At 42.3% G+C, this 305-nt stretch carries 1 protein-coding gene; it reads right to left on the reverse strand.

What is annotated here, in order from left to right; translation table 11 throughout:
* A partial coding sequence (locus tag AB4512_RS20865; protein WP_372175542.1) for a polysaccharide biosynthesis C-terminal domain-containing protein occupies window positions 1-305 on the reverse strand: 305 nt, incomplete at both ends.

The raw sequence follows: 305 nt of genomic DNA on the forward strand, positions 1-305 counted from the left end.
ATGTTCATCCCGATAGGTAAACCTAACCTTAAAAGATGAAGCATCTCTTTTGCTTTTGGCTTAGCGTCTGCAAAGCTGATGATGGTTTTGTAATGATGATGGCCTTTAATGTAGGAATACAGCATTCCCGACATTAGCCAATACACTAAGCTCGTTGCCCAGCCACAGCCAACAGCACCCATTTCAGGGAAACCAAACTTACCGTAGATAAGCACGTAGTTGACCGGAATGTTAATCAGCAAACCAACCACAGAAATGATCATTGGCACTTTGGTGTTGTTCATACCTTCACAGAAACCATTCAA

The sequence above is a fragment of the Vibrio sp. 10N.222.52.B7 genome (assembly GCF_041474275.1).
In the GTDB taxonomy this organism is placed as follows: Bacteria; Pseudomonadota; Gammaproteobacteria; order Enterobacterales; family Vibrionaceae; genus Vibrio; species Vibrio crassostreae_C.